General features: G+C 34.8%; 21 protein-coding genes and 4 tRNA genes. 14 read left to right on the forward strand and 11 right to left on the reverse strand.

Features of this window, described 5'->3' with window-relative positions; genetic code table 11:
• Positions 1 to 591 precede the first annotated feature (591 nt).
• Both AC6H33_RS00440 and AC6H33_RS00445 read right to left on the reverse strand, forming a co-directional pair.
• The gene (locus tag AC6H33_RS00440; RefSeq protein ID WP_497605031.1) at positions 592 to 939 is read right to left on the reverse strand and encodes a hypothetical protein; all 348 of its coding nucleotides are present in this window, start codon (positions 937 to 939) and stop codon (positions 592 to 594) included.
• A 90-nt stretch (positions 940 to 1,029) separates the two neighbouring features.
• Positions 1,030 to 1,692, reverse strand: coding sequence for a hypothetical protein (locus AC6H33_RS00445; protein WP_497605032.1), 663 nt, complete (start codon positions 1,690 to 1,692; stop codon positions 1,030 to 1,032).
• Between the two features lie 318 nt (positions 1,693 to 2,010).
• Here AC6H33_RS00445 and AC6H33_RS00450 point away from each other — a divergent pair, with 318 nt between their 5' ends.
• The 3 genes from AC6H33_RS00450 (at position 2,011) to AC6H33_RS00460 (ending at position 3,637) form a co-directional block, all read left to right on the forward strand.
• Positions 2,011 to 2,811, forward strand: coding sequence for a helix-turn-helix transcriptional regulator (locus AC6H33_RS00450; RefSeq protein ID WP_497605033.1), 801 nt, complete (start codon positions 2,011 to 2,013; stop codon positions 2,809 to 2,811).
• 74 nt (positions 2,812 to 2,885) lie between these two features.
• Complete coding sequence (locus tag AC6H33_RS00455; protein WP_497605034.1) at positions 2,886 to 3,491, forward strand: hypothetical protein; 606 nt, start codon at positions 2,886 to 2,888, stop codon at positions 3,489 to 3,491.
• 11 nt (positions 3,492 to 3,502) lie between these two features.
• The gene (locus tag AC6H33_RS00460; RefSeq protein WP_497605035.1) at positions 3,503 to 3,637 is read left to right on the forward strand and encodes a hypothetical protein; all 135 of its coding nucleotides are present in this window, start codon (positions 3,503 to 3,505) and stop codon (positions 3,635 to 3,637) included.
• Positions 3,638 to 3,654: 17 nt separating this feature from the next.
• Here AC6H33_RS00460 and AC6H33_RS00465 read toward each other — a convergent pair whose 3' ends face one another.
• Entirely contained in the window at positions 3,655 to 3,888 is a 234-nt protein-coding gene (locus AC6H33_RS00465; protein ID WP_497605036.1) for a helix-turn-helix domain-containing protein, read from the reverse strand.
• Between the two features lie 113 nt (positions 3,889 to 4,001).
• On the opposite strand from AC6H33_RS00465, the gene AC6H33_RS00470 reads away from it, so the two are divergent.
• Positions 4,002 to 4,982: a TerB family tellurite resistance protein gene (locus AC6H33_RS00470; RefSeq protein ID WP_497605037.1), complete on the forward strand. Its 981-nt coding sequence runs from the start codon at positions 4,002 to 4,004 to the stop codon at positions 4,980 to 4,982.
• A gap of 244 nt (positions 4,983 to 5,226) precedes the next feature.
• On the opposite strand, the gene AC6H33_RS00475 is transcribed toward AC6H33_RS00470, so the two are convergent.
• The 3 genes from AC6H33_RS00475 to AC6H33_RS00485 all read right to left on the reverse strand — a co-directional run bounded on the left by AC6H33_RS00475 (position 5,227) and on the right by AC6H33_RS00485 (position 6,815).
• Positions 5,227 to 5,763: a hypothetical protein gene (locus tag AC6H33_RS00475; protein ID WP_497605038.1), complete on the reverse strand. Its 537-nt coding sequence runs from the start codon at positions 5,761 to 5,763 to the stop codon at positions 5,227 to 5,229.
• 10 nt (positions 5,764 to 5,773) lie between these two features.
• Positions 5,774 to 6,121, reverse strand: coding sequence for a DUF2958 domain-containing protein (locus tag AC6H33_RS00480; protein WP_497605039.1), 348 nt, complete (start codon positions 6,119 to 6,121; stop codon positions 5,774 to 5,776).
• A 127-nt stretch (positions 6,122 to 6,248) separates the two neighbouring features.
• Positions 6,249 to 6,815 (reverse strand): hypothetical protein, encoded by a 567-nt coding sequence (locus AC6H33_RS00485; protein ID WP_497605040.1) that lies wholly within the window; start codon positions 6,813 to 6,815, stop codon positions 6,249 to 6,251.
• 271 nt (positions 6,816 to 7,086) lie between these two features.
• Between AC6H33_RS00485 and AC6H33_RS00490 the strand changes: the two genes are divergently transcribed.
• The 6 genes from AC6H33_RS00490 to AC6H33_RS00515 all read left to right on the forward strand — a co-directional run bounded on the left by AC6H33_RS00490 (position 7,087) and on the right by AC6H33_RS00515 (position 13,089).
• Positions 7,087 to 7,512 (forward strand): hypothetical protein, encoded by a 426-nt coding sequence (locus AC6H33_RS00490; protein WP_497605041.1) that lies wholly within the window; start codon positions 7,087 to 7,089, stop codon positions 7,510 to 7,512.
• A 2-nt stretch (positions 7,513 to 7,514) separates the two neighbouring features.
• Positions 7,515 to 8,357 carry a hypothetical protein gene (locus AC6H33_RS00495; RefSeq protein ID WP_497605042.1) on the forward strand — a complete coding sequence of 281 codons (843 nt, stop codon included), beginning with the start codon at positions 7,515 to 7,517 and terminating at the stop codon, positions 8,355 to 8,357.
• Positions 8,336 to 9,724 (forward strand): DNA primase family protein, encoded by a 1,389-nt coding sequence (locus AC6H33_RS00500; protein ID WP_497605043.1) that lies wholly within the window; start codon positions 8,336 to 8,338, stop codon positions 9,722 to 9,724. Before AC6H33_RS00495 ends, AC6H33_RS00500 begins: the two co-directional genes overlap by 22 nt.
• A 134-nt stretch (positions 9,725 to 9,858) precedes the next feature.
• Positions 9,859 to 10,110, forward strand: coding sequence for a hypothetical protein (locus tag AC6H33_RS00505; protein WP_497605044.1), 252 nt, complete (start codon positions 9,859 to 9,861; stop codon positions 10,108 to 10,110).
• 25 nt (positions 10,111 to 10,135) lie between these two features.
• Positions 10,136 to 11,386 carry a tyrosine-type recombinase/integrase gene (locus tag AC6H33_RS00510; protein ID WP_497605045.1) on the forward strand — a complete coding sequence of 417 codons (1,251 nt, stop codon included), beginning with the start codon at positions 10,136 to 10,138 and terminating at the stop codon, positions 11,384 to 11,386.
• Positions 11,387 to 11,886: 500 nt separating this feature from the next.
• Entirely contained in the window at positions 11,887 to 13,089 is a 1,203-nt protein-coding gene (locus tag AC6H33_RS00515; RefSeq protein WP_497605046.1) for a hypothetical protein, read from the forward strand.
• Between the two features lie 418 nt (positions 13,090 to 13,507).
• Here AC6H33_RS00515 and AC6H33_RS00520 read toward each other — a convergent pair.
• The 4 genes from AC6H33_RS00520 to AC6H33_RS00535 all read right to left on the reverse strand — a co-directional run bounded on the left by AC6H33_RS00520 (position 13,508) and on the right by AC6H33_RS00535 (position 13,935).
• Positions 13,508 to 13,596, reverse strand: a tRNA-Ser gene (locus AC6H33_RS00520).
• Between the two features lie 31 nt (positions 13,597 to 13,627).
• Positions 13,628 to 13,701 (reverse strand) — tRNA-Cys (locus AC6H33_RS00525).
• 24 nt (positions 13,702 to 13,725) lie between these two features.
• Positions 13,726 to 13,812: transfer RNA gene (locus AC6H33_RS00530), tRNA-Leu, on the reverse strand.
• A 48-nt stretch (positions 13,813 to 13,860) separates the two neighbouring features.
• Positions 13,861 to 13,935 (reverse strand) — tRNA-Gly (locus tag AC6H33_RS00535).
• Positions 13,936 to 14,077: 142 nt separating this feature from the next.
• Between AC6H33_RS00535 and ilvD the strand changes: the two genes are divergently transcribed.
• The 4 genes from ilvD (at position 14,078) to AC6H33_RS00555 (ending at position 20,172) form a co-directional block, all read left to right on the forward strand.
• Positions 14,078 to 15,763, forward strand: a complete 1,686-nt coding sequence (gene ilvD / locus AC6H33_RS00540) for a dihydroxy-acid dehydratase (protein WP_497605047.1) — start codon at positions 14,078 to 14,080, stop codon at positions 15,761 to 15,763.
• A 64-nt stretch (positions 15,764 to 15,827) separates the two neighbouring features.
• Positions 15,828 to 17,594 (forward strand): threonine--tRNA ligase, encoded by a 1,767-nt coding sequence (gene thrS / locus AC6H33_RS00545; RefSeq protein WP_497606008.1) that lies wholly within the window; start codon positions 15,828 to 15,830, stop codon positions 17,592 to 17,594.
• Positions 17,591 to 18,109, forward strand: coding sequence for a translation initiation factor IF-3 (infC, locus tag AC6H33_RS00550; RefSeq protein WP_497605048.1), 519 nt, complete (start codon positions 17,591 to 17,593; stop codon positions 18,107 to 18,109). Before thrS ends, infC begins: the two co-directional genes overlap by 4 nt.
• Positions 18,110 to 18,255: 146 nt before the next feature.
• On the forward strand, positions 18,256 to 20,172 hold the full coding sequence (locus AC6H33_RS00555) for a glycoside hydrolase family 17 protein (protein WP_497605049.1): 1,917 nt from the start codon (positions 18,256 to 18,258) through the stop codon (positions 20,170 to 20,172).
• On the opposite strand, the gene AC6H33_RS00560 is transcribed toward AC6H33_RS00555, so the two are convergent.
• Positions 20,153 to 21,922: an ABC transporter ATP-binding protein gene (locus AC6H33_RS00560; RefSeq protein WP_497605050.1), complete on the reverse strand. Its 1,770-nt coding sequence runs from the start codon at positions 21,920 to 21,922 to the stop codon at positions 20,153 to 20,155. The two genes, AC6H33_RS00555 and AC6H33_RS00560, sit on opposite strands and share 20 nt — an antisense overlap.
• Between the last annotated feature and the right edge of the window lies 1 nt (position 21,923).

Raw genomic sequence — 21,923 nt, forward strand, 5'->3', positions numbered from 1 at the left:
GAATTAGTTATGAAAATGTCTGAAAGTATCGTGTTTAGAGGGATTGTGTAAAAATGTGGTGGACCCTCAGAGATTCGAACTCTGGGAGGTATAACCCTCGCCGGTTTTCAAGGCTCGCTCTAGGAAATCGCCTATGGCATAGAAAGCCGAGCATGACGGTGTTTTTGGCAGTATTGCCAAGTCTAAAACCGGTCTTTTTTTATGACTTTTTATGTGGTAGGTGGGCGTAAAAGTAGCCGCGAAGCCCGAGACATTTGATATATGAAAAATGTGCATATATTGACACTCTTTAGACAGAGAACTTTTTAAAATTTTAAGGGTAAAAAAATAGTTTTATGAAAGTTTGCACCCGTCCCACCCGTTGAAAAGCTAAGTTTCAAAGAGTGTTTTCAAGTAGGCTGTATAGCGGTTAAAGAGTTCTTTCTTTTAATAGTTTTTTAACTTTTAAAACGGCTAGAGTTATGATGCCTAATCCTAGAGCAGTAAATCCCAATACTACAATATGGTAAAGTAATTCTTCGTACATTAAGCACCTCCTATTTTTAATATTTCAAATTCTAGCAAATGGGATTGCACGGTTGTGTCGTTTTTTCAAGATACAGTGAGTAATTCTTTTAATTCATAAGTTTTTATTACCTTGTTGTTGACAAACAAACTAACCCCAAAATCAGCCTCAAATATACAGACAATCTGAAAGTATCCATCAAACTCTTCAATCATCTCTATATAATCGCTAAGCGGTTGTGGTGTATAAGATAAGGTGGTGTGTTGAAGTAAGATAGGATGGCGCAACTCTTCAATGGATTCTATAACTATGAAATATCCGTAGGTTGGATAGAGATAATCATCTGGCAATCTAGCAAACTCTGCCTCTAAGCCATCTCGTAAGATTTTATCATCCACAAGCTCCATATCTTCAATAGAGTATATTGGTATCATGATGAGTGCTTTTTGAGTTCATTAGTTTGTTTGACAATTGCAACTGCTACGGCTACTAAGGCACATTTTATGACGAAGCATACAGCGTACTTATCCATTGTCGCTAACTTTCATAAGTCTAAAAAGCTGCCCTGATGTATCTTGAGAGTTGTTGTATAGGATTCTGCGTACATACTGCTTTAGGTCTGTATTTTCAGATATCAATCTCCCTAATCGTCTTTTATCAGCGGCTTGATACTCATTTTTAAGGTGCAGGGTATAGCTATGAGCTTGAAACTCTACAGATAATAGTCTATCTCCAAAGAAGTCCGTGATAACCTTCTCAACCTTGGTTTTATGCTTTGTGAGGTCAATTGCTTTTCTCTGTTCAAGCGTAGAGAGAATGTAAGTGTAGGTGAAGCCTGTATCACCATCTTTTTGCGTTTTAGCTTCTATGGGAACGATGGCTTGTTTGGCAGAAACTTTTTTACTGAGTGATACTGTGAGCTTTTGCCAATCATCCTCAAAAGTTCCATCCTGTGAGGTTACAACTGTAATGTCATAATCCTTTTTATACTTATTGATAATTTTGCTCTCTTTTGATTTTTCATACCACTCTAAAGCTTCACTATCATTTGTATTCTTGAAATCAAACTCTACCGTTGTTGTCTCTTCACCGATATTTACCTCTATGCTATCTGGTACATAGGACTTAGGATAAGCTCCACCTCTTTTTTGATAGTCGTCATTTGCTAATTTAAGCAACTCTTTCATTTTGTGAAATCCTTTATATTGTAGTAGTTGCACAAAGAAGCGCTATAGATATCGCAACAAGTTAGATGAAAACTTGGTGTATAAATGCCTCTTTATGTTGAACTCGAATTTATAATATATGGTTGAATTGTTTAAATAATATATTAAAAAATTGAAGCGTGGTAAAAGAGATAATCTATATATATTTAGATACTATCCTCTATCACTCTTTGAAATTTTTTTACAATAGGGAGTTACGTATTGAGCAGGGAACATGACACGATAGCAACAAGGTTGGCTATTATATTGACCAAGTTAAACGCAGGCAATAGGTTTAGCGTGGAAGAGTTAGTAGAAGAGTTTGGTGTAACTAGCCGAACGATTCAAAGAGATTTAAACGAAAGATTGTCTTATCTTCCAATTAAAAAAGATGGCAGTTCTTACTATCTTGAAGAGTATTATTTGGGTAAGCTTAACTTTGATGACATAAAACAGTTTGCAGTTTTAAGCGGCATTAAAGAGCTATATCCGACATTACAAGAGAGTTTCTTAAAAGATATACTCGACACTAAAGCCGATCATGCATACCTTATAAAAGGTCATAATTATGAGGATTTAAGCAGCAGAACAGAGGATTTTAAACTCTTAGAAACGGCTATATTGGGAAGCTTACAGATAAAATTTATCTATAGCAACAAGCCAAGAGTTATAAATCCGTACAAGCTTCTAAACTCAAAAGGTATCTGGTACCTAGTAGGGGTTGAAGAGAGCACATTAAAAACATTTAGCTTCACAAAAATTGAGCAGCTAAGTATAACAAATGAGAAGTTTGAACCAGAAGAGAATATAGCAGCGACTATAAAAGAGGATGACAATATTTGGTTTGCTCAGAATCAGACTGAAGTAGTTATAAAAGTAGATGCAGAAGTTTCAGACTATTTTATAAGAAGAAAAATTTTACCAAATCAGACAATCGTTAAAGAGCTGGAAGAGGGCGGTTTGCTAGTCTCCGCAAAAGTAGCATTTGATGAGGAGATTTTAAGGCTTGTGAGATACTGGATACCGCATGTGAAAATCATCTCTCCTGAATATTTGCAAGAGAATCTAGAAGAGAGCTTGAAAAAGTATCTAAATTTATAAAAACGACACAACCGCGCAGGAGCTATTGTTAAAATTATATTTGTTAAAGCGGCGAATAGGCAAGGAGACCATAAGTGCATAAAAGAAAGAATTTAAAGAAGTATGCTAAAAAAACAAGAGTATTTCATCCCATTGAAACACTGCTGCATAGTTGGCTGCTTGAAAATACGCATAGGTTCACGCATAAACCAAAAAGGATTGATAAAAGGAGCTTTTCATTTGAAGGTATCATTGAAAATATTACTTTAGTCTTTGACTACAATTTGCCCGAAGCCATGCTCTGCTACAGTGATGAAAACGGCGAACTTTTTGATATGCAAACCATTGCATATATCGGACATGAATGCTACGACTCTCAAAATGGCTACTATGATGCCGACAGGGTAGATGGCATTTATGACTACTTTCCGACTCAAAAAGAGCTATATATTCATAATGTATTTGAATATATCATCAAGTATTGCAATGAATCCTTTATAGAGGAAAACACTCTTTACATGTACCGCTATAAAGGGATAGATGCAGGAGTGATAGGCAACAAAAAAGAGGAAATAAAGATTCAAAAACTAAAAGAGAAATACACTCTAACAACCGATGAGGCTTCTTTTGAGTGTAAGATTTATAAGTATCCTATATTTAAAAATAGAGGTTTAGAAGTTGAAGAAATCATACTTCGATGAAAGGGGTTGTTATGATTGATACCGTGCTTTACATTTTAAATAGAGTTTTGTTTAGTGTAGCGGTATTTACGACCTTCATAGTTTTTATAGTTGCTACAGGATGTGTTGGAAGCACTGTGTTGATAGATGTGCTCACTAAAAGATAATCATGTTGAGATGTGATTCAGGGTTTGAAAAATTCACAAAGTTCGACACCTAAAATTTGTGATATTTTAAGCAGGTGTTCAAGGTTGAAATGTTTGCCTTTGTAATATATCTCGGCACCTGATATAACAGAGACTGATTTGTAACCGATTTGTAAAGAGAGGTCTAGCTGGGATAAGCCTTTCTCTTTTCTAAGTCTAGCTACATTCTTACCAATGATACGGTAAAAATCATCTGTTGAGATATTTTGCATCAGCTTTACACCCTACTATAAGAGATTTTTATAGAAGTGTATCTATTGCAAAGTTGTTTCTCAATCTTGTATCATACAGTGTATAATAAGAGATAAATAAAAGGAGTTAAAAAATGAGTGAAAATGTGAATAGCATACAAACTAAAATCAATGACGGTATTTTAAGCGCTGTTAAGAGCATAAAAGAAGATAGAGAAAAGTACTATATTGATAATCCAGTACCTTTACTAGGAGATGTTAGAAATATAGTAAGCTCTTATGGTAATATTAATGGTTCTGTGTCTGGTAGTGCTGGTCTTGTTTTAGGACCTGCAGGAATGCTAATTGCCGTACCAGAAATTTTACTAGTAACACATAATCAAATTAAAATGATTTATGATATTGCTAAAGCACACGGTAAAGAAAAAATTATAAGTCAAGAACTTATAGTAGGTGTTTTATTTGGATCAATAGGGAATGGTGCTATCGCATTGGTAACGGTCCACGGTGGTAAAGTGATGGCAAAGAGAGTTGGCGCAAGAGCATTACAAAAAACGGTAGCTATTTTAGGTGGTAAAATACTTCAAAAAACAGCCGCATCAATGGCTGCAAAATGGGTACCTTTTGCAGGAGCAGCTGCTATGGCAGCTTGGTCAAAATATTCAACACACAAAATAGGGGAAAAAGCCATAGAAATTTTCTCTAAAGATATTAGTTTCATTGATGAAGAGATACTAGATATTGAAATTCAAGAGGTTTTCCCTACAATACCTGAGCCAATTTTAACAGCTAAAATAGAGACTCTAATAAACTTGATGAAGATTGATGGTGTTAAGCATGATTTAGAATTAAAACATCTAAAATCGATTATAAATGAATCTGATTTAAGTGATTTGACAAAGGCAAATCTATTAACAAATTTAATATCAGAAGGGCTTGTTGCTGTTAATTATGATATTTTTAAAGAGAACAATGAAGATGCTTTAAGCTTGATAATTGATTTGATAGCATTATCCCGCAAAGATGGTGTAGTTCATATTGCAGAAGGGCAATTTATAAGACAAGTAGCAGAAAAACTTGATTTTTCTCATGATGATTTAAATAGCTTAATGTAAAAAAAAGAGCTCGTGAGTGCTAGAAGTTTCGTGTCAGTCCGATAGAATTTAAATTCTAAAGGATGGACATATAGATGGGTATTTAATTTTCATAAAGCTTCTTAAGCCTCAAATACCCATCCAGCAAAGCTATGATATTTGCTCTGCCTGCTGGGTTTTGAGAGGGTGCTTAGTATGTAAAATTATCTGCATCTACAAGCTACTTTTTTAGAAGCTACCCTCTCTCTTTGCTCCTAAGTCTAATTTACTTAAAAGTTAAATAGTTGTTTTGATAAACATCAGCAAGTAATTTGTAAGTATCATAGCTCATGTCTTTCATAGTTCCGTTGTCTTGAACTACTACTCCGGAATATGCAAAATCAACAGTATTGTCAACATTTACGACCCATTGAACTAAAACTTTTTTAAATAATTTTGTTTTGATTTTAGGGATTTTGTCTTCTAACGCTTTTATTCGTTTTTCCTCCACCTCTCTAAAAGTAGAAGTTTTTAGATATTTTTTGTCAGAGGCTATTCTCTCCTCAAGTTCCAAAATCGCTTGTTTTTGTAAACTCTTGCCATATGAATCCATTTGACATGTATACTCTACTATCTTTTTTCCATTGTCTGAAACAAGATTTTCCCATTTGGTAGAATCACATTGTTTCCACTTATCAAAAGCCTGCCCAATAGTAATTGACTTATCGTAGTTTACGATACTATTTTTAACAGTACTGATGTTATCTGCGGCATAAGCGCTTATGATAAATATACTGCTGCTTAGAATAATTTTCTTTAACATTGTGTAATCCTTATATTTGTTTATGCTGATATTGTACAGATGAACGTTGCACGGTTGTGTCGTTTTTTACTTTAGATAGCAGTGTAGGGGTAAATTGTGTATCTCTCTCGACTTCTAAGCCTAAATGACCTCTCACGCTTTCAATTTCGCTTAGACTGAAATAGCCAAGTTCATTCTCCAAACCAACTACATATCCAAAGCAAGTATCATTATCACTCTTAGAAATTTCAGTTATGTACCAACTCCAAGATGAGTCAGGGGTAAAAAGTTTCAGATGACAGATTGGGTCTTTGGAATTTTCGGTAGAGTATAGGTCTGGTATTGCAGACAACAATGGTTGTGGTATTAATTTGCTCATGAGAGCCTCCTTGATATTTGGTATCAAGGTTATAATATATTGCTAAAAAAATTAAAAATTATAAAAAAATGCCCGTACCCGCCCGCAGTTTTTTACGGGTGGGTACGGGCAAGTAAAAATATTATTTTTATTTTTTTGGATTAGGTATATTTTCTCTTTTAGCATCCATTAAACGAAAAGGTGTAATTATTATTTTTTCGTCAGAAGAGAATGAAAACATTACAAATTTTTGATCCATAATTTTAGCTGCATGGCTTATTATTATATCTTCATCATGTATTTTTCTAAATTCTTCTTTAGCAATGAGAGTTGAATATATTCCTATAATTCTATCTTTTATCTTTATTTTTTTGTCATTATTATATTTTTTTGCCCAGATAGCTGAGCGTTTTGCTCCAAGAGCATACAGTGAAAGATATTCAATATCTATATATTTAAATCCAAGCGATGCTAGAGTGTAAATAAGTTTTTTTAGATACAGCAAATCTTCTTTTGGTAGTAAATAGGCAAAATGAGTTTTTTCTCTATCTAGTAAAATTTTCATAAGCAGTTCATGATACCTCTCTGGATCTAATCTTAACTCATCAAGTAACTCACTAAAACTCATCGAGTAACTCTTAAAATTTTCGTTCCATTCTGGCGCTTTTTTACGTCTAGTACATTTAAATGGTACTTTTTTTTCATTTATTAGCATAAATATTCCTTTCGTTTTTTTTTGCTGACCTTTCTCATGAGCGCCAATGCGCTTATGAGAAATTTTAGTCACTTTTCTTTTTTATGAAACCCCTATATTTAGGCATTTTAAAGCGTTACTGCATGGTTTTTGAAAGGGCGTATAATTCATCACTTTAAAGTAGAAATGTACAAAAACATGTTTTTAGACAAACAATCGGCTCTTTTGAAAACTCTTTGTTTTCATTCAAAATACTACATGCCTAATGGCGTGTGAACCTAAAGGAAAAATAATGAATAGCTACATCGATGCCAGTGTAAAAGTGTTTGAATCAAACTCCAATATAGAAGTATATATTAATTTGATAACTGCAAACTATAGCGAGGTAATATCTTCAAGCAAATGGCTAGAGATAATGGAAAAAATGAAAAAATTAAACAAGGGGCAGTTTATTTTCTCAAAATCTTTCAAAGACAAGTCTGCGAAAGTGCTTCAGTGGACGAAGAATGAAGATAACGAGATTGTTATGGAAATATATTATTCAACAGATGCAACAGATGAAAAAAAATGGGCTTTCCAACATGATTTTATTATCACCATTGCAGACCTAGAAGCATTCGCACCAAAACATAGTTACAGTATGGGGATTATGAAAATGCTAAAGCAAGAGATAGCGGATAAAGCATTATCAGACACAACCTTCCTATCGAGGGAGTAGCAATGATTGTTTCACTCTCTGTAAACACAAAAAACGAAGCCCACGCCAATAAGCTGACGTGGGCCGAGGGTGAGTGGTACGAACTTTATAGGGTAACAATGGCACACGAATACAGTGCCGCAAATTTCAAAGGAGGTAAGCGGAATAATAGCTCCGCAAAGGGCGTATCTATTGTGATTCTGGATTTTGATGAAGGATTGTCACTTAAACAAGGCATAGAGCTTTTTAGCTCTTGTAAGTCCTTGCTAGTAACGACAAAATCGCACCGAGTCGATAAGCACGGTATCGTAACAGACCGGTTCAGAGTTATATTACCTTTAGACCGTAGCATTACTGACATGACATATTATAGTAAGTTAATGAAAATTATTACAAGGCATTTTGACTCAGACATCGCTTGTACTGATGCTGCTAGGTATTATTCTCCCAACCTTGAACAGTTGGTGCATTACAGCAGCAGTGAAGCGTATTTTGATATCGAAAAATTTGATTCAATGATTGAAGACAATATTACACCTATAAATTGTTCCAAAGTAACACATAAGAAAATAGTTAGAAGCATAGCTTCGAATAGAGTTGATTTGTCTGATTTTCTTGATGAAACGATTCACTATTACAAAAATGGCATTAAGAACAGCGACACACTTAAAGATTTTATAAAGATAACCAAAGTCAGCGATAAAGCGACATCGTGTCATTGTTTTTTAAACAAGCTGCATGAGGATAATAATCCCTCATGCTTTCTCTACCGAAATCACAATAACATTTACGCAAAGTGCGTTGCTTGTGGTTTTGATGGAATATTGGAATCAGGAGATATATTTTGCTTACAATTAATAAAGTAATTAATCAGTTTGTTGCTCAATTGGCAACTAAAGAAATAAACAAAGATAAAGATAAGCAAGATGAGGAGCAAAGTCCCCTTTACTATGCCATAGTTATTATAAACAATCCAGCATTTAAGCTTGTAGCTCATGGTGGACGTATCTATATCTATTATAAAGGCACTTATATAAGCATAGATTCAAAAGATAAAACGATGGATTTTGTCAAAAAATGCATATTAAAAATCGATGGGAAGCAATATGTAAGGGTGAAGCTAGTTTCAAAAGTTTTAGATGAACTGTTTATGCAGTATAGAGAGCTAACTCCCTATGTAGATGAGAATGCAACCTATATCAATATGCATTCCAATGTGTTAGTTATCTACAAAGACGGTAGTATAAAAACAGTTGAGCATGATGAAAAGTACAATTTTACCTACAAACTGCCTTATGACTATGATGCAGAGGCAACTAGTCCAGTCTTTGATAAATTTTTACAAACTTCTTTGGGCGATGTTGAACTCATTGATGTAATAGGGGAGTATTTGGGTTATGTGCTAAGCAACAACACTAAAAACTATGAAAGAGCTCTTTTTCTGTATGGTGACGGCTCAAATGGTAAAAGCACTTTAATAAATATCGTAAAAGCACTTTTTGGGGTAGAAAATATCTCGTTTGTAGAACTCTCTGAGATGGGAGACATGCTTAAATGTGCCTTGATGGACGGTAAACTCTTGAATATAAGCAGCGATGCAAAAAAGAACGGCTTAGATACTTCAGCGTTTAAAAAGATTGTAAGCGGTGAAGTGATTCTTGGAAAGTATCTCTTTAAAGATATCTATACGATAAACAAACTGCCAAAACTGCTAGTAGCGATGAATAAGCTGCCATTCAATAATGGAGATAATTCGCACGGTTTTTATCGCAGATTGCTGCTAGTGCCATTCAATGTGACTATAAAAGAAGAAGATAAGGACTATGAAATCCACTCTAAAATGCTTTTAGAGTTGCCTGCTATCTTAAATTTCGCAATTGATGGCATGAAGAGACTTATCAAGCAAGGAAGTTTTACAGAAGCTAAAGCTATTAAAGAGTTGATGACGAGCTATAAGGAATCTTCTAATTATGTCACAACTTTTTTAGAAGAAGAGCAATATGAAGCAGTTGACCCATCCGCAAAAACTGGTACAAAACTGCTTGATATCTTTAGAGACTTTAAATCATGGTGCTTAGAACGTGGTTATAACTCCTACTCGGAAGCTTATCTGAGTAGTGAACTAAACCATTTAGGATATATAGCCTATAAAAATTCAAGTAAACATTATCGAATTATCAAGAATAAACTCAAGAATCAGACAGGTTTTACAGAGATTGAAACCGATTATTGATTTTATGTAACCCGTACACCCACACCCACCCATAATTTTCACGGGCGGGTGCGGGTGCAATTTTTATGAAAATAATTTAAAAAATGTTTTTGACAAATTTTGTCTAAATCAATACAAATAAAAAGGTTTAAAAAATGAAAAATATATTAATAATTAACGAAGCTATCATAAAGTTTTGTCCAGAGGCAAAGACCATTGAACAACTCTACTCCAACGATGAGGGTTACATACAGTTGCTATGCAAAGAACTAAATTGCGATAGAAATGAACTCTTGCTGAGCAAAAATGATGTAATAAATTTAATGCAATCTCCTTTAGTGTCACAAGAGATAAAAAGCAAATTTAGCCACAATAACGATATATTAGAAATAGGTGAGCATCTCTAAAAGAGGTGCCCAAAAGGAGAAGAAAATGAGACTAATAAATAAGGCAAAAGTGCCAAATATTTACCAAGCCAGTCAAGCAAATAGCGTTCATGAGGAGAACTCTGCTTATGTAGAAGGTGTCATAAAATCAGTGAGACTTTTCGAGGAGAATGGCTTCATAAAGCTAGATTATAGAGTGTACTCTTCTGCCAGATTACCAAAAGGCAAGGTTGATAATAGGTTTAGAGGCACTACGGGGGTAGCTTATAGCGCTGCATCTCTAAAGTCAATTTCAAAGAGTAAGTTTGAGCTTGCGTACGCTAATTATCAATCGCAGTTTCAATCTTTAGAGAATAAAGAGGTAATTTTATTTGAAGATATAGCGCACTTAGCACTTGAAGAGGCGGAGATAAATCGCAGAAAAAAAGATAGTACGAGGGATTATAAAGGTATATTGGCAAAATTTGTGCTGCCTTACTTTGGGAAGATGCCCATCAATGATGTCAAAGTCAAAGATATTAAGGCATGGATGCTAGAGATGGGTAAACTTACCATCTCTCAAAATCGTTTCAATAAATACTACTATGTCGTTAAGAGAGTCATGGACTATGCAAGTGAGAATGAGTATTCATCTTCAAATATCATGCAACATCTAAAACGATCTTCGCCTCAATTTAGTAAAAGTGGTGTCAAAGATGATGGATACTACACCAAGGAGGAAGTAGAGAAGATATTAAGCGACAATTGCACATCTTGTTCCAAGCAAGAACGCTCTAAACACGGCTTTATCAATGCGTTTGCTCATGTTGCATTCTTAACAGGTGCAAGAACTGGCGAGATTATGGCTCTGAAATGGTCTGATATCGACTTTGAAAATGGCACTATTACGATAGAGCGTTCAATTACAAGAAGCGTAATAAGCACTACTAAAACAGGTACTACGCGAAGTGTGCCAATGGTAAAAAAATTGCATGCAAAGCTTTTAGAGTACAAAGAGTCGTCATATTGCGAGTGGGTGTTTCCAAATTTAGAGAGTAGGATGCCGTACACATACTCAAGAACTATCGTTGACCATAAATTTAAACCGATGCTTCAAAGATTGGGTATAGCTTATAAGGGACTCTACCAAACTAGACACACCTTTGCAAGCTTGTCCGTTCAAAATGGTATCTCGATGCACATAGTCAAAGAATGTATGGGTCATAAAGATATAAGCACAACTCAGCGTTTCTATTTACGCTTTGGAAATCTAGACCAAGTTGATGTAAGAAAACAGCTTGAAGGTTTAACTGCGTAATTATCAACCTCTTAGAGTTAGTGGATGATTCTCATCATCTGCTCTCTCTATAATTACTTCTGCGTGATAATCAATTACAACTAATTTTTTACAAATAAAACCACAATTATTCAATTTTACGTCAAAAATCATCAAAAAAAGACATGAAATGAGACAGACTATTTTAGGCGAAGTGCTTGAAATATAGACGGGTAGGGTGTTTGAGAGGATGTCCTCGCCGGATTAGATATTTGGCGAGATGGTTTTTATGCCATAATATAGATGCCAACTCTATAGGGATACAAAATATAAATAATGCGGGTTTTTATTTACTAGTAAAATTGGGTAGTATAAATAATTTTTGTAAATTCCAAAATCTTTTTTTTTGCTTTTGCGCTTCTTAGTTTCAAAAGAGGCGTTGAACCGCGCAGTTAAAATTATGCGTTAAATTGAAGGATTGCTTGAAAATTAAATCAAAGATTATGATACGATATGAGATTTAAATATATAAAAGGAATTTCTTGAGATACATTTTTAAAGAGTATTTAGGTTTAGATATTTCAGAACCTTATCACGCACTTTTAATTTTGCTTGGTTCTCTGTACGCTTTTAACATTTATTTTTACAAAAATGCATCACATGTATTTTCGTTTTCAGTTTTTTTAGTTATTGTTTATGCTTTTTTACATATTCACAAGTATAAGATTGAATTGGTCGGTAGTAGAGTGTATAGAGAATTTGGGGCATTTGTGTTAAATGTAACAATACTAGCTTCACTTTTTTCGATGTTTTCAATAGTATTAAGTGGCATAGTTATACCATTTTTAAAACCTTATGTTGCCTTAATTGTAGGCAGCAAACTAGCTGGATTAATTATTGTTGGTGTAGTTGTTGTTTCAGTTTTAAAATTTTTTGATTTTATCAAAGAAACTTATTATGATCCATTTATATTACCACTTGTTTCTGAATCAGAATATTATTTTGAAGGTGAGCTAGACGAGCTAATTGAAAAAGATATCAATAGTAATCCAAATAAATACACAATTGATTTCCTAATAAATAAAAAAATATATTCAATAAATGCATGGCTTAGAAGGCTTTTTTTATTAACTTTAGTATTTGCTTTCTTTGGAACACGGTTTGATGCTATAAACATAGTTCATTATGTATGGATTCTTACTTTTGTATTTTTGATATATTTTATATTTGGAGTGATTTACGTAGAAAAATTGAGAAATAATACGGAGCCTTACGATAAAGAAGCTCGTTCCTTAGACATTGTATTTATTGAATTGTTACCAAAAGTTGGTGTATTGATGCTTCTTGCAATGTTGATTGTAACAATTGGTTTAAATCTTCTACCTGATTCATTTTTGCTTGTAAATGACAAAGGAAAAATTATCAGTATGAGTGATGATGCTAAATTGTATACAATCACTTCTTTTGTTTTAATTTCTTCACCTATTATCTATAGGTTATTTTTGATAATAGTAAAATGGATTATTCTTGCTATTGCAGTTCCAGTAATTTATACTTATTCATGGGTTAAATATGTATTGCTTCCACTCATTGGTATGTTGGTGATTTTTGCATTAGCTATATTAATGGCTCTTGCGTTTATTGGTGCAGCTATTAATATTTTTGCATTAGTAATTCAAATAGGTGGGGCTTTGTTTATAACGTTATTGATATTTACTTTTATAACATCATTCTTTAAAAAATAAACATTTATTTTACCACTATCTCTAAGTTCTGAATCTGTGTAAAATAAAAATAATGGTTATTATAGTCGATGAAATCGCAGCGTATATAATTGTGGAAACTAATTAAAGATTAGTGTAAATGATGAAAATAATTTTTACTTTGGTTTTTTTAATGATCTAAAATTGTGAGAATTTTGCCACGTCAAATCTGCGACCAAAATAATCATAATCCGACAAACTAGACCGGCGAGTTGCCCACAAACTCAAACAGCGTTCCCATCGAATGATTACATTTTTATAGAGACAAAACTGCGACCAAAATTGTTCTAAAAGTAAAAAAATATTGAAAAAGTGAATAGATAGAATAAAGTTATTGATATAAGAATTAATAATGAAAAATGTCTGAAAGTGTCGTGTTTAAGGGGGTTGTGTAAAAATGTGGTGGACCCTCAGAGATTCGAACTCTGGGAGGTATAACCCTCGCCGGTTTTCAAGACCGGTGCTATCGACCAACTCAGCCAAAGATCCACGTTTGTAAAAAGAAGTTATCATAAAATTTTGGAGGTGCCACCCAGATTTGAACTGGGGATAGCAGCTTTGCAGGCTGCGGCCTTACCACTTGGCGATGGCACCAGTTTCAACAAAAATTTATAACAATGGTGCCCGAAGCCGGACTTGAACCGGCACACCCTTACGAGCGAGGGATTTTAAATCCCTTGTGTCTACCGATTTCACCACCCGGGCATGGGTTTTTTCAAGATATCGGATATCTTTATTTATATTTTATATTTATGGAGCGGGAAACGAGGTTCGAACTCGCGACCCCAACCTTGGCAAGGTTGTGCTCTACCACTGAGCTATTCCCGCAAAAAAACACACTTAATTTTTAAGTGAGCGGAATTATAGCCACTTTATTTTTGTTTGTAAAGTGTTTTTATAAAAAAAAATAGAAATAATGTTATAATCGCATCAATAATGAAAAACAACAATTATAAAACAAAGGATTTTAATGAGAAGTGATACTATAAAAAAAGGGTTTGATAAAGCTCCGCACCGCTCACTACTCCGTGCTACAGGGCTAAAAGATGAAGATTTTGATAAACCGTTTATCGGAATAGCGAACAGCTATATAGACATTATCCCAGGACATTTCTTTTTACACGAATATGGCGAAATAGTTAAAGCGGCAATTCGTGAGGCTGGTGGAGTTCCATTTGTATTTAACACTATTGGTGTTGATGATGGTATCGCTATGGGGCATGATGGTATGCTTTATTCTCTTCCTTCACGTGAAATTATTGCTGACTCTATCGAGACTGTTATGAACGCACACAAACTTGATGCACTGATTTGTATTCCAAATTGTGACAAGATTGTCCCAGGTATGATTATGGGCGCACTTCGCGTAAACGTTCCTACTGTTTTTGTCTCAGGCGGTCCAATGGCAGCAGGGCACAAAAAAGATGGTACACCTATAGATTTGGCAACTGCATTTGAGGCGGTAGGCGAACACGCTGAGGGTAAAATAACAGATGAAGAGCTTTACGATATAGAGTGCAACGCATGTCCATCTGGTGGAAGTTGCTCTGGTATGTTTACAGCAAACTCTATGAACACATTATGTGAAGCTATGGGCATAGCACTTCCTGGAAACGGTACTGTATTGGCTATGACTCCAAAGCGTATTGAGATGGTTAAGGAGGCAGCTAAGAGAATCGTTGAGATGGCAAAAGCTGATGATAGCAAATATAATTTAAAAAATGTACTAAATGAAAAAGCTATTCATAACGCATTTGTTGTGGACATGGCAATGGGCGGAAGTTCAAATACTGTTCTTCACATGTTAGCGATAGCAAGAGAAGCCGGTGTTGAGTATAAGATTGAAAAAATCAATGAGATAGCTGACAATGTTGCTCATATCGCTAAAATATCCCCATCATTAACAACCGTTCATATGGATGATATAGATAAGGCTGGTGGTGTTAATGCGGTTATGAAAGAGATAAGCAGAAGAGGCGGACTTCTTTACCTTGACAACCCTACTGTAACTGGTGAAACATTAGGTGAAAGAATAGCGGATGCTAAGATTTTAAATGAAGAGATTATCCATAGAAATGAAAATGCTTACTCTCAAGTTGGCGGACTCTCTATCCTTTTTGGAAACTTGGCAACTGAGGGTGCAGTTGTAAAAACTGCTGGAATTGAGCTAAATATGAGACAGTTTAAAGGTACTGCAATCTGTTTTAACTCTCAGCCAGAAGCTATTACGGGTATTATGCAACATAAAGTAAAGCCTGGTAATGTTGTAGTTATCCGTTACGAAGGCCCAAAAGGCGGACCAGGTATGCAAGAGATGCTTGCACCTACTGCGCTTATTCAAGGAATGGGACTGGGCGATAGCGTAGCTCTTATAACTGATGGACGCTTTTCTGGCGCTACAAAAGGTGCTAGTATCGGGCATGTTTCCCCTGAAGCTGCTGAGGGCGGTTTGATTGCATTTATTGAAGATGGCGATGAGATAGAGCTAGATACAGATAAGCATCTGTTGCGCTTAAATGTTAGCGATGATGTGATAGCAAAAAGAAAAGCAAACTACAAACCTTACAAAAATGAGGTTAAATCTAAATGGCTAAAGCGTTATCAGCTTTTAGTCTCAAACGCTTCAAACGGCGCAGTTTTAAAAACTGAACTTTAAAAAAAGATAGGAATAATATATTTTGAACGCAATAGCAATAAAACATAATGGTGAAATTATCGATATGCAAACTGCAAAAGAGTGTGGATTTGAGGGTGAGCAGATTCTTCTTGATAATTCTGAAGAGTCGTTGAGTGTTTTAAGACACTCAACAGCACATCTTATGGCTCAAGCTATCAAATCACTCTATCCAGATGCAAAATTTTTCGTAGGTCCAAATGTAAAAGAGGGCTTTTACTATGACTTTAAAACTTCTAGCGAAATAGGCGAAAGCGATTTAAAAAATATCGAAAAAGAGATGCTATCTCTTGCTAAGAAGAAGTACGAAATAGAAAAATATGAGATTTCTATGGATGAGGCAAAAGAGAAGTTTAAAGATGATCATCTAAAACTTTTTGTTATGCAAAGAATCCCTGGCGATAGAGTTTCTATATATAAGCAAGGTGAGTTTGAAGATTTGTGTCGTGGTCCACACTTACCAAATATAGGGCTTATAAGATATTTTAAACTTACTAAAATAGCAGGTGCGTATCTTGGAGGAGACTCTAAAAATGAGATGTTGACTCGTATATATGGTATAGCATTTGCAGATAAAGAGGCTTTAAAGTCATACCTTGACATGATGGCTGAGGCTGAGAAGAGAGACCACCGTAAACTTGGTGCTGAGATGAAGATGTTTACTTTCCGTGAAGAGGTAGGAGCTGGATTTCCTATCTGGCTTCCAGCTGGTGGAAGACTTCGTGCAAGACTTGAATCGCTTCTTTTTAAAGCGCACCGTAAACGCGGGTATGAGCCGGTACGTGGACCAGAGATGCTTAGAAGTGACTTATGGAAAACATCAGGACATTACCAAAACTATGGCGAAAATATGTACTTTACAAACATAGATGAGATAGAGTTTGGTGTAAAACCTATGAACTGTGTTGGACATATTAAAATATATGAAGAAGACCTCCACTCATATAGAGACTTACCTTTAAAATACTTTGAATATGGTGTAGTTCATCGTCACGAGATGACTGGTGCACTTCATGGACTTTTCCGTGTTAGAGAATTTACTCAAGATGATGCGCATATATTTTGTCGAGCGGATCAAATTGAAGAACAAATCATAGAGGTTGTTGATTTTGTAGATAAAATCATGTCAACATTTGAATTTAATTATAAAATGATGCTCTCAACTAAACCAGAAAAAGCAGTTGGAGATGATGCAGTGTGGGAAGTTTCTACACAGGCATTAAAAAATGCAATGGATAAAAATAGCCTTGTTTATGAGATAGATGAGGGTGGTGGAGCTTTTTATGGTCCTAAAATAGACATAAAAATAACTGATGCAATCGGGCGAGAGTGGCAGTGTGGTACGATTCAACTGGACTTTAACCTCCCTTCAAGATTTGAGCTAGAATATAACGGCGAGAATAATGACAAAATTCAGCCAGTTATGATTCACAGAGCAATTTTAGGTTCGTTTGAGCGTTTTATTGGTATATTGACAGAGCATTACGCTGGAGAGTTTCCAATGTTTATCGCTCCGACTCAAGTTGCAATCGTTCCAATTGCCGCTACGCACAACGATTATGCGAAAGAGTTATCTGATAAATTGATGGATTTAGGTGCTGATAGTGAGATTTATTCTAAGAATGATTCTCTAAATAAAAGGGTCAGAACAGCGGAAAAAACAAGAGTACCTATGCTTGTAGTCATAGGTGATGAAGAGGTCGCTTCTCGGAGTGTTGCAATTCGTGACAGAAGAACAAGAGAGCAATACAATCTAAGTGAGAGTGAATTTCTCTCTCTTATACAAACTAAAATAAATGAGGTAAATTTTTGAGTAAAAAAAACGACCGTGTCATAATGAATGACGATATCCGTGTATCGCAGTTACGTTGTAATGTAGATGGAGCAGAATCTCTTGGTATTATTTCAACTGATGAAGCTATGGAGAGAGCAAATGCCTTAGGCTTAGATTTAGTTCTTATTGCTCCAGATGCAAACCCTCCTGTTGCTAAGATTATGGATTACGGTAAGTATAGATACCAAGAAGAGAAAAAACTCAAAGAGCAAAAGAAAAATCAAGTAAAAATTGATGTTAAAGAGATTAAACTCTCTGTAAAAATTGCTGAAAATGATATTAACTATAAAGTTAAACATGCTAGAGAGTTTTTATCAGAGGGCAAACATGTAAAGTTTCGTGTATTTTTAAAAGGACGTGAAATGGCTAACCCAGAATCAGCAAAAGAGGTTCTTTTGCGCGTTTGGGCTATGATAGAAGATGTTGCAGTAATGGATAAAGAGCCTAAATTTGAAGGCCGTTACTACAATATGTACGTGCTTCCTCAAAAGTAGAAAATTTTCTTTAGAAAAGTAAAATACTTTCTTTAATAGAAACAAAAATAGAGCCTCTTATTCAAGAGGCTACAATCTTCAAAAACAAATCATCAAAAAATTAAGTACTATTGCGCTTATAATTTAAAGTATAAGAGACATCATCTATGAAAAAAATATCAATACTTACTATAAGCATTTTTACAATTGTTCTTTTTTGGTTTTTAGTCGGAAATGTTTTTACTTTAAAACAGAGTAATGAAAAATTCTCAAAACTACAATGTATATCTTACGCCCCTTTTTCAAAAGATGAATCTCCTCTCACATTTTCAGATGGCTTGATAGTTTCGGAAGAGTTAGTAAGAAGTGATTTGGCGCTACTCTCAAAACAGACATCATGCATAAGAACATACTCAACTCTAGGTCTTGAGATAGTTCCAAAAATAGCCCGAGAGAATGGGCTTAGTATGTACATGGGTGCATGGGTTAGCAGTGATAAAATCATTACTCAAAAAGAGATAAACAAGCTCATAGAGTTAGTAAAAGCAAATGAAGATGTAGTAAAAGCGGTAATTGTAGGAAATGAGGTTCTTCTTCGTGGTGATACTAGCGAGAATCAATTAGTAGAGTATATAAAACAGGTTAAAGCTGCACTTCCAAACACAAAAGTAACTTACGCGGATGTATGGGAATTTTGGGTAAAACATCCAAAAATCAAAGAAGTTACAGATTTCGTAACCATTCATATATTGCCTTATTGGGAAGACAATCCAATGAATATAGAAAAGTCTATAGGTCATTTAGCCGATGTTAGAGGCGAAGTCGAGGCTCTTTTAGGGGATAAAAATATCCTTATTGGAGAAACAGGCTGGCCATCGGAGGGCAGAATGAGAGAAGACGCTCTTCCAAGCAAGATAAATCAAGCCATATTTATAAGAGAGTTTGTTAAGTTAGCAGATAAAAACAGTTGGGATTACAATATCATTGAGGCATTTGATCAGCCTTGGAAAAGAGTGAGTGAAGGCGCAGTTGGCGGCTTTTGGGGACTTTTCGATAAAGATAGGGCTGATAAAGGAGTTCTTAGTGCTGAGGTTTCAAACTTTTCAAATTATAAACTCTTGATGTTTGGCTCAATCACTCTAGTATCGCTATTTTCATTACTTCTAAGAAATCAAGATATAAGCAGAAGAAATTTAGCACTTTTTTACCTCTTTAACACGCTTTTTGCCATTCTCTTTACTCTCGCACTTGAACAATATAGAGTTACAGTAAGGGACGTCTGGGAGTTTATCTGGGCAGCTTTTGTAGTCGGTGTTCATATTTTTATCTACTATCTAACACTTGCATATATATCTCAAGATAGAGCCGCGTATGTAGTTAAGGTTAAAGATATATTAACTCAAAAAACAAGAGGCGTAGATGCCTCTTTGATGCTTCTTTTTTACATCTCATCTCTGTTGCTTACTATTTTAAACCTCTCGCTTGCATTTGATGGAAGATATAGAAATTTTGAAGTTTATATTTTTGCAATTTCTATTATCTCATTTCTGTTTTTGTATAGAAAAGCATACACAAAACTTCTCTTTGGAAAATTTGAAAAAACAGTTTTTGCAATAATTTTATTAAGTTCAATCGCTATTTTTATAAATGAGACTTATCTAAATATATTTTCAAACGTATGGGTTTTAATCTCGCTTGGATATGCTTATATGCTATATACAGGAACTAAAAGAATCTCATATAAAGAACTAATGAAAGTTACAGTTTATATCATCCTCTCTCTTGCTCTATTTTGGGCACTGAAATACGGATTTTTAAGAAATAGTACTCTTATTTTAGAGTGTGGCAACAAATCATCATCTATTCTCTGCGCTATTAGAGACTCTTTAGGACTTTATATCTATCTTGGGTATTTTGGTGTTGGAGCTTTAATGGTAACGCTTATTGGATATTTTACAAACGATAAATTGGTTCTATCTTTTGCTTTAATAATCTCAATCGGAGCTATTGTTTTAGGCAATACACCGCTCGGCGCGATAGCATTTTTAGCGACACTGTATATGCTTATAGAAGTTGATTCTTGATAAACTCCAAGTAGTGCCCCTCTTCATCTTCTAGCTCTGCGTGTGTTCCTCTTTGAACAATTGTACCAGCATCCAAAACATAGATAGTATCTGCATTTTTTACAGTGCTTAGTCTATGTGCAATTGTGATGACTGTTTTATCTTTAAGGAGTGGAACTATCGATGCATGCAGTTTTGCTTCTGTGTGAACATCGAGTGCTGAGGTTGACTCATCAAAAACAACAACGCTAGGGTTCGCTATAATCATTCTAGCTATGCTTAAGCGTTGGCGCTGTCCGCCTGAGAGACGTATTCCATGATGACCTACAATCGTATCTAATCCCTTTGACATACCATCTACCATCTCTTTTAACTCAGCAATTTCTAACGCTTTGTGTATCTGCTCATCAGTTATATCTTCATCGCCCATAGAGATATTAAATCTTAGGTTAGAGTTAAAAAGTATGGGCATTTGAAGAACTAAAAATATCTTCTCTCTTATTGAACTTTTATCCAGATATTCGCTATTCTCGCCGTTATATCTTAGCAAACCGCCACTTTTTTCATAAAACCCTGATATTATCTGCGCTAAAGTCGTTTTTCCACTTCCACTAGCCCCAATAAGCGCAATTTTTGAACCAGCTTTTATCTCTAAAGATATATCTTTTAGTATATTTTTTTCTTCAGTATATGAAAAAGAGAGGTTACTTATCGATATATCAACTTGATTGGAGTCTATTTTTTTCGTCCCACTAATCTCTTTTTGTAACGATAAAATTTTATTTAAACGCTTAATCGCTCCAGAAGCAGAAGCATAGCTATACTGCATTGAGATAATATCTTGCACAGGAGTCATAATAAACCAGATATATCCAAACATCGCAAACATCATACCGATACTCAAATCACTATACGCAACCAGCAGAAGCCCAGAAGCACGTAAAATTTCAAATATAATTAAAAAGAGAGTGTAAGAAAATCTCTCATAAGCAACACTTTTATATCCATACTCATTTGAAGCGCTCTGAATCTCTTTTGCATCTTTGATTGCGTTTGAGAAGAAGTATGACTCTTTGTTGCTAGCCTTTATCTGTCCAAAGAGCTCTAACGTCTCTGCTGTGTTGTTTTGAAAGGTCTCAATTTTTTGGTTCTCTTCTTTCTTTAGCTCACCAACTTTTTTTGACATTTTTTTACTAAGAAGCATGATAAGGGGCTGAATAATTAAAATCAAGAAGCCTAAAATCGGGTCAATTGCAATCATTACTACGCCAACCGCAACAAGCGTTAAAACGGAGGCAACAAAGCGGCTTACGCTACTCATGATAAAGGTATCGAGTGTGTTTACATCCGTTACTAGGTTTGCAGTAATCGCACCGCTACCGATTGTTTCATACTCATTCATGGAAGTAACTCTTAAGTGATTAAGTAGTTCAGCTCTTATCATAAAGGTTACATGCTTTGAAATTTTAGTAAATATTTTTGTAGTAATTACACCAAGTATATAGTAGATAAATCGTAAAAAGATAACTCCAAAAGTAACAATAGTGATATAGTAAAATGGAGTTGTTGCACCAAATATAGAGTCTATGTTATTTACAAAAAAAGCGGGTTTATTTAGAAGAATCTCATCGACCATAACAGGAAGCATAAGAGGTATGGGAATGCTTATTAGTATGCCAAGAAGAGTGAGAAGTTGCCCATAAATAAGAGCAGGTCTCTTCTTTAGTATAAGAGCAAAAAGCCTCTTTAAGGTAATTTGCTCTATTTTCATA

Source organism: Sulfurimonas limnophila (assembly GCF_059705345.1).